Origin of the sequence: Vandammella animalimorsus (genome assembly GCF_002288875.1) — a bacterium.
Lineage (GTDB): Bacteria > Pseudomonadota > Gammaproteobacteria > Burkholderiales > Burkholderiaceae_C > Lampropedia > Lampropedia animalimorsus.
In genome coordinates this window covers 113,278-119,987 of record NZ_NTBH01000009.1, presented here as the reverse complement: position 1 = coordinate 119,987, position 6,710 = coordinate 113,278, and the positions used below count along the sequence as shown (strand labels likewise).

6 protein-coding genes are annotated in these 6,710 nt (G+C 67.6%); 1 reads left to right on the top strand and 5 read right to left on the bottom strand.

Annotated elements, in window-relative coordinates:
* Positions 1-344: 344 nt before the first annotated feature.
* A complete protein-coding gene (locus tag CLI93_RS12595; protein WP_095549280.1) occupies positions 345-758 on the top strand; it encodes a hypothetical protein in 414 nt (137 codons plus the stop codon).
* Between the two features lie 37 nt (positions 759-795).
* On the opposite strand, the gene trmB is transcribed toward CLI93_RS12595, so the two are convergent.
* The 5 genes from trmB to CLI93_RS12570 form a co-directional block, all read right to left on the bottom strand.
* On the bottom strand, positions 796-1,575 hold the full coding sequence (gene trmB / locus CLI93_RS12590; protein ID WP_095995968.1) for a tRNA (guanosine(46)-N7)-methyltransferase TrmB: 780 nt from the start codon (positions 1,573-1,575) through the stop codon (positions 796-798).
* Between the two features lie 175 nt (positions 1,576-1,750).
* A complete protein-coding gene (locus CLI93_RS12585; protein ID WP_095995967.1) occupies positions 1,751-2,143 on the bottom strand; it encodes a ComEA family DNA-binding protein in 393 nt (130 codons plus the stop codon).
* Positions 2,144-2,338: 195 nt separating this feature from the next.
* Positions 2,339-3,724, bottom strand: coding sequence for a DNA repair protein RadA (radA, locus tag CLI93_RS12580; RefSeq protein ID WP_095541659.1), 1,386 nt, complete (start codon positions 3,722-3,724; stop codon positions 2,339-2,341).
* A 44-nt stretch (positions 3,725-3,768) separates the two neighbouring features.
* On the bottom strand, positions 3,769-4,842 hold the full coding sequence (locus tag CLI93_RS12575) for a glycosyltransferase (protein WP_172425553.1): 1,074 nt from the start codon (positions 4,840-4,842) through the stop codon (positions 3,769-3,771).
* Positions 4,843-4,981: 139 nt separating this feature from the next.
* A complete protein-coding gene (locus tag CLI93_RS12570; RefSeq protein ID WP_095995965.1) occupies positions 4,982-6,676 on the bottom strand; it encodes a M48 family metalloprotease in 1,695 nt (564 codons plus the stop codon).
* Positions 6,677-6,710: the final 34 nt, after the last annotated feature.

Sequence of the window (6,710 nt, the reverse complement as noted above, 5' to 3'; positions counted from 1 at the left end):
CTTTGCCAGGCTCAAACAGTTCCGCCGCATCGCCACTCGCTTCGACCGCAAGCCCTCCCACTTCCTGGCCTTCCTCTACCTCGCATCGATTCCCTTGTGGGTGGGGTGAATGTCGATTCAGCCTAGGGCCCTGGCCTTGCCGCCCGCCATGATTGTGCCGATGCCCGGCCCGTCATGGCGGGCGGTTTGCGTTGTGTGGTCTGCCATCCTGGGGCCGGGGTGCGCATCAAGGTGTTGCAGGCCTTGCCCGGATTCTGGACAATGCCAGCCTCGTGCAGGCCACGCACATGGCGGTCGCCTGCCCGATGTCACTGGCTCAATGGCTGAAGCTCTGAAAGTGCACCATGTTCAATCTGTTCGCCCTTTTGTACGACCCAACAGGCAGCGTTGACAACGATTCGCTCATGGACGATCTCAAGCAGAGATTCCCGTGGATCAAGGAGTACAGGGTTTTCACAGAAACACTGGAGTTCCCGGCCATCACGCGGGTCATTCTGGAAAAGGACGGCTGGCGGGTGCGCTTCAATATCAGAGCGCAAGAGGATATGACGCTCAGCCTGAGCAGGCTGCAAAAAATCCTGAAGAAGAAAACCGCCTTGCCCGAGAACTTCCTGTCCTACAACAAGGAGCTGGCCATCGGCTTTGGCGATGACCCGGATCGCCGCTTTACCGACGAGATCATCAACATTGGCGAGTTCGTGCGCGAGAACTATCCGGGCGTGGTCATTTATGACCAGTACAACGAAGACGTTTGGTGATGCGCGGCCCAGCGCGGGCCGCCTGAGCGCACGGCAGTCAAGCCTGCCCTGACCTGGGGCGCTGGAACAGCACATCCCAGACGCCGTGGCCCAGACGCAGGCCGCGCTGCTCGAACTTGGTCACCGGGCGGTACCAGGGGCGCTGGGCAAAGCCTTCGGGCAACTGGCCCAGATTGACCAGCTCGGCATGGGCCTGCAGCACATCGCGCATCTGGTGGGCGTATTCCTCCCAGTCGGTGGCGCAGTGGATGTAGCCGCCAGGGGCCAGGTGCGGCACCAGAGAGGCCACGAAATCAGGCTGGATCAGGCGGCGCTTGTGGTGGCGCTTCTTGTGCCACGGGTCCGGAAAGAAGATGTGCACCCCGGCCAGGCTGGCGGGCGGCACCATGTGCTGCAGCACCTCCACGGCGTCGTGCTGCACGATACGGATGTTGTCGATGCCGCCGTCTTGCATGCGCTTGAGCAGTGCGCCCACGCCAGGGGTGTGCACCTCGCAGCACAGAAAATTCTCCTCGGGCCGAGCCTGGGCAATGCTGGCCGTGGCATCGCCCATGCCAAAGCCGATTTCCATGACCACGGGTGCATGGCGGCCAAACGCCTGGGCGAAGTCCAGCGCCTGGGGCTGGTAGGGCAGCACATAGCGCGCGCCCAGCGCGTCGATGGCTTTTTGCTGCGCCACGGTGGTGCGCCCGGCGCGCAGCACAAAGCTGCGGATGCGCTTGAAGTGCGCCGGCGGTGCGGCGGCACCGTTGGTGTCGGGGCGGGGCGTGTCGTCGCCAGCGGCGGCGCTGGGCGGGGCGGTGTCGGGCTGGGTCATGAAGGCAGTGCGAAGGCCATGCGGAAAAGGCGCGATTGTGCCGTAAGGCAGGGTCTGCCGTGTGCGCCCTGTTCGGGCGCCGACTTCGTGCGCCAGCACGGCAAAAATCCCCGCAGCGCCATGGGTTTGCTTGGCGCGGCGGGGATGGCTGAGCCAGCCGGTCAGGCCCGCAGGGTCATTTCTTGTTCTGGTTGGGCGAGGAGGGCGCGGCCGTGGCTGCTGCAGGCTTGGCCGCTGGCGCTGTGCTGGCTTGGGGCTCTGACGCCGCCTTGCCCTTGGGCTTGGGCGCTGCCGCCGGGGCGTAGCCCGCGCCGCCAATGGTCAGGCCGCCTTCGGAGAGGCTTTGCGCCTTGGCTGCGCCAACGCCCTTGACGCGGGCAATGAAGTCGTCCCAGTCCTTGAACTGGCCCTTGGCGCGCTCTTCGATGATGCGCTCGGCCGTGGCCGCGCCGATGCCCTTGATCTGAGTCAGCTCTTGGGCATCGGCCTTGTTGACATCCACCGCGGCGGTGGCTGCGCTGACCAGCCAGAACCAGATGGCGGCCAGGATGGAAAGCTTTTTGAACATGGGTTTCTCCTCCTTCAGCGAATGTGCTGTCACCCTGTGGCGGCATGGCGCTGCCATGTGCGCACAGGCCCTTCATTCCACGCAGCGCATGGAACAAGGCCGATGCTAGGCCGAGCCCTGCCTTTGGGCACTGGGAGATGCCCTATGCCGTTTTGCCGCAGCCTGGGCCAATATGCCCTGTTTGCACCACCGGGGTCAGCGCCGGATGCAATCCAGCGCCTGCTCGATGCGGTCGACAGCATGCACCTGCAGGCCGGCGATGGGCTTTTTGGGCGCGTTGGCCTTGGGCACGATGGCCACGTCAAAGCCCAGCTTGGCCGCTTCGCGCAGGCGCTCCTGACCGCGCGCGGCCGGTCGCACCTCGCCAGCCAGGCCAACCTCGCCAAAGGCGAAAAAGCCCTTGGGCAGTGGCTGCGAGCGCAGTGAGGAGTGCAGTGCCAGCAGCACGGCAAGGTCGGCGGCCGGCTCGGTGATGCGCACGCCGCCCACGGCGTTGACGAACACGTCCTGGTCGTAGGTGGCCACGCCAGCATGGCGGTGCAGCACGGCCAGCAGCATGGCCAGGCGCTCGCGGTCCAGCCCCACTGACAGGCGCCGCGCGCTGGGGCCGGCGGTGTCCACCAGGGCCTGGATTTCCACCAGCAGCGGGCGCGAGCCCTCCAGCGTGACCAGCACGCAGCTGCCGGGTACGGGCTCGCTGTGCTGGCTCAGAAAGATCGCGCTGGGGTTGGATACGCCCTTCAGGCCCGTCTCGGTCATGGCGAACACGCCGATTTCGTTGACAGCGCCAAAGCGGTTCTTGATGGCCCGCACCATGCGAAAGCTGCTGTGCGTGTCGCCCTCGAAGTACAGCACGGTATCGACCATGTGCTCCAGCACGCGCGGCCCGGCGATCGTGCCTTCCTTGGTGACGTGGCCAACCAGCACCACGGCGATGCCAGTGCTTTTTGCCAGTCGCGTGAGGTGTGCGGCGCATTCGCGCACCTGCGCCACCGAGCCGGGCGCAGAGCTGAGCTGGTCGGAGTACACGGTCTGGATGGAGTCGATCACGGCCACGGCCGGCTGGTGCGCCTGGATCGAGGCCAGAATGTTCTCCAGCTGGATTTCGGTCAGGATGGGCACTTGGCTGTCGGGCAGGCCCAGGCGCCGCGCGCGCAGCGCCACCTGCGCGCCGCTTTCCTCGCCGCTGACGTACAGCGTCGGCAGGCCCTGGCGCTGCAGCCGATCCAGCGCCTGCAGCAGCAAAGTGGACTTGCCGATGCCCGGGTCACCGCCGATGAGCACCACCGAGCCCTCGACCACGCCGCCGCCCAGCACCCGGTCGAGCTCGCCGATGCCGCTGGGTGTGCGCGCCACCTCCTGCGCCTCGATCTGCGACAGGGGCGTGATGGGCTGCACGGCGGCTGTGCCGGCGTAGTGCGCCGCGGCCGAGAGGCGGTTCTTGCTCTCGGCGCGCGGCGCGGCGGGGGCGGCCGTTTCCTGCAGGCTGTTCCAGGCATTGCAGGCCGGGCAGCGGCCCATCCAGCGGGCGCTGGTGCCGCCGCACTGGTTGCAGGTGTAGAGGGTCTTGTCGCGGGCCATGGCAGGTGGGGTTTGGGAATGTCGATGGCAGGGGTTATGGCCCGCTAAGGCTCGCTGCGCTGCACGCGAAACAGCCAGCTGCGCCGCAGCGTGAAGGAGATGGCATACAGCAGCGCATCCACCCCCAGCTTGGCCGGCAGCGGGGGCAGCTGCCAGCCGTGCACCAGCCAGTGCACCAGGCTGGCCGAGGCCAGCATCAGCGCGATGGCCAGGGCCGCATAGGCCATCAGCTGCGGCAGCAGCGGCTGCACATGCTGGCCCCGGAACACGAAAAAGCGGTTGCCCGCAAAGTTGAACAGCGCCGAGAGGATGCGCGCCACGACCACCGAGAAAAACACCTGCTGGCTCAGCCGCAGCAGCAGCATGAACAACAGCACATCCAGCGCGAAGGAGCAGGCCCCGAGCAGCAAATCCTTGAGCAGCACCCAGTAAATGCGCAGCGAGTCGGTCAGCGGGTTGAAGTGCGAGCTGGCGTTGTCCTCGATATACACGGCCGCAATGGGCAGCTCGCGCAGCGGCACCTGCTGCTTGACCAGGTGGGCCAGCATGTGCATTTCGTATTCATAGCGCTCGCCCTGCAGTTGCTGCAGTTGCGCGAGCAAGCCGATGGGAAAGCAGCGCAGGCCCGTTTGCGTGTCTGAAATCCGTTGCCCGGCCAGCTTGCCGAACACCCAGCGCGTCAAGGCGTTGCCGACACGGCTGCGCAGCGGCGCGTGCGGCGGCATGGTGCGCGCGCCCAGCAGCACGGTGGCCTGCTCTTGCGCCAGCGCGACCTGGGCCATGCGCAGCACATCCTCGGGCAGGTGCTGGCCATCGGCATCGAGCGTGATGACGTAGCGGCAGGCGGCGCCCCCCCGACTTTGGGCGTGCGATTGCGCCACGTGTGCGAATGCGGTCTTGAGCGCTGCGCCCTTGCCCCGGTTGGCTGGATGCACCAGCAGCTGCACCGGCGCGCCCAACTGCGCGAACACGGCCTGGCTCTGCGGCCCTGAGCCATCGTTGACCACCACGATGTGCCCAAAACCTATGGCCCGCAAGGCATCAATCAACCCCAACAGCTTGGTGTCGGGGTTGTAGGCGGGAATGATGAGGCAGATGGCATTCAGGTCTTGCGACATGGCGGCGCCCGTTGATCTGGGGGGCTGGCAGCTGCGCCTGGATGACACTGCAACCATGGCGCCTGCGGCGGGCGATCATACTGGAACTGGACTTGCCCACAGCGGCCCGCAGCCTGCCTGCGCTGGGCCGCCGCCGCGCTCACTTGAGCCGCTTGAGCGCTTCTTCCGAGGCCTTGTGCAGTTGCTCGATGGCCGCCAGGCGGCTTTGCAGGATGGAAGCATCGACGTGGTCGGCCTGGGCGCCCAGCTGGCGCACCATGTGCTGCCCGGCCTTGAGGCGGTCGATGGCGGCGGGGTAATCCAGCCGCGCGGCCTGGGCCTCGGCCTCGGCGCGGATGGCGCGCAGGGGTTGCTGTTGCGCTGTCCAAATGCGTGCGAGCTGCTGCCATGCGCCGGCATCGTCCGGGTGCTCTTGCAGCCAGCCCTGCCATTGCCCGGCCAGCTCGGCGCGGGCCTGTGCAGCGCTGGGCTCAGCCGCTGCGCCGACCTGCTCGGCCCCTGCCCAATAGGCAGTTCGCAAAAACAGTTCTGGGCGCTTGCGCTGCCGGCTGTCGATGCCCGCCAGGGCCGTGCGCGCCCAGGCGGCATCGCGCAGGCTCAGCGCCAGCTCCAGCTGTAGCAGCTGCGCCAGCCGGTGCGCGGCGGCATCGCCCGCACTGCGTGCGGACAGCGCATCGGCCAGGGCCTTGGCCTGATCGGCATCGCGCAGCTGCGCAGCGGCCAGCGCGCCGGCGTACAGCCGCCCCGCGTCTGCAGCGGCGGCGCCCGCTTCGTCCGGGCTGTGCTGGGGCGAAGTGGCGCGCGCCAGGGGCTGGGCGCTCTGCACGGCCGAGCGCAGAAAGTCCACCTTGCCCAGCGACAGCACACGCGAGCGCGCCACCACCATGGCATGGGCCATGCTCGTGGCTGGTCGGGCGTGGCGTGGCTGGCTTTGCGGCAGGCGCGCCTGCAGGTCGGACTGGCGCTGCGAGGTCAGCGGGTGGGTGCGCAGATAAGGGTAGGCGCCGTTGTCATTGAAGCGGTTGGCCTGGCTGAGCTTGTCGAACATGCCGATGAAGCCCGCCGGGTCAAAGCCGGCCGGGGCCATCAGGCCCAGGCCGATGCGGTCGGCCTCCTGCTCCATCGAGCGGCTGAAACTCAGGCTGTTTTGCATGGCCAGCGCCTGGCCGCCTGCCACCACGGCCTGGGCTGCGTCCGGATTCTTGCTGGCCGCCAGGGCTCCCAGCACCATGCTGGCAATCAGCAGCGGCGTTTGCCGGGCGTTCTGCGCGTGCAGGCGCGCAATATGGCGCTGCGAGACGTGCGAGAGCTCATGCGCCATGACCGAGGCCAGCTCGTCGCGGCTGTCCACGGCATTGATCAGCCCCAGGTGCAGGCCAAAGTAGCCGCCGGGAAGGGCAAAGGCGTTGACGCTGCGATCCTTGCCCAGCAGCACGCGCCAGGCAAACTGCTCGCCCAGCGCATCGTCCAGCGCGCCTTTCTTGCGTGCGGCCTGCATCAGGGCCAGCCAGATGTCCTGCACATATTCCTGCAGCACGGGGTCGTCGATGTAGTCCGGGTCGCGGTAGAGCTGGCGCGCGATCTGGTCGCCGATGCGGCGCTCGTCACCGACGCTGAAGCCATCGGCCTCGCCCAGCGATGGCAGCGCCTGCGCGTTGGCATCGCTGGCGGGCAGGCCGCCCAGCGCCGCCAGGCACACGGCCAGGCATGGGGCCAGGAACAAGGCCCGTGCGGCCTGGCCGGGCCGCTGGCGCTGCCGGGCAGCCGGCGCGCTGCCGGCGGGAAGAGGAGAAATGGCGCTGCGCGCCTGCGCGCGGGGGGAGGTGCTGTTCATGGCGGCCTTCGATAGCAAGTGCCGCATTTTGGTT

Coding starts and splice junctions, on each gene's coding strand:
- CLI93_RS12595 (WP_095549280.1), top strand. CDS start 345: ATGTTCAATCTGTTCGCCCTTTTGTACGACCCAACAGGCAGCGTTGAC.
- trmB (WP_095995968.1), bottom strand. CDS start 1,575: ATGACCCAGCCCGACACCGCCCCGCCCAGCGCCGCCGCTGGCGACGAC.
- CLI93_RS12585 (WP_095995967.1), bottom strand. CDS start 2,143: ATGTTCAAAAAGCTTTCCATCCTGGCCGCCATCTGGTTCTGGCTGGTC.
- radA (WP_095541659.1), bottom strand. CDS start 3,724: ATGGCCCGCGACAAGACCCTCTACACCTGCAACCAGTGCGGCGGCACC.
- CLI93_RS12575 (WP_172425553.1), bottom strand. CDS start 4,842: ATGTCGCAAGACCTGAATGCCATCTGCCTCATCATTCCCGCCTACAAC.
- CLI93_RS12570 (WP_095995965.1), bottom strand. CDS start 6,676: ATGAACAGCACCTCCCCCCGCGCGCAGGCGCGCAGCGCCATTTCTCCT.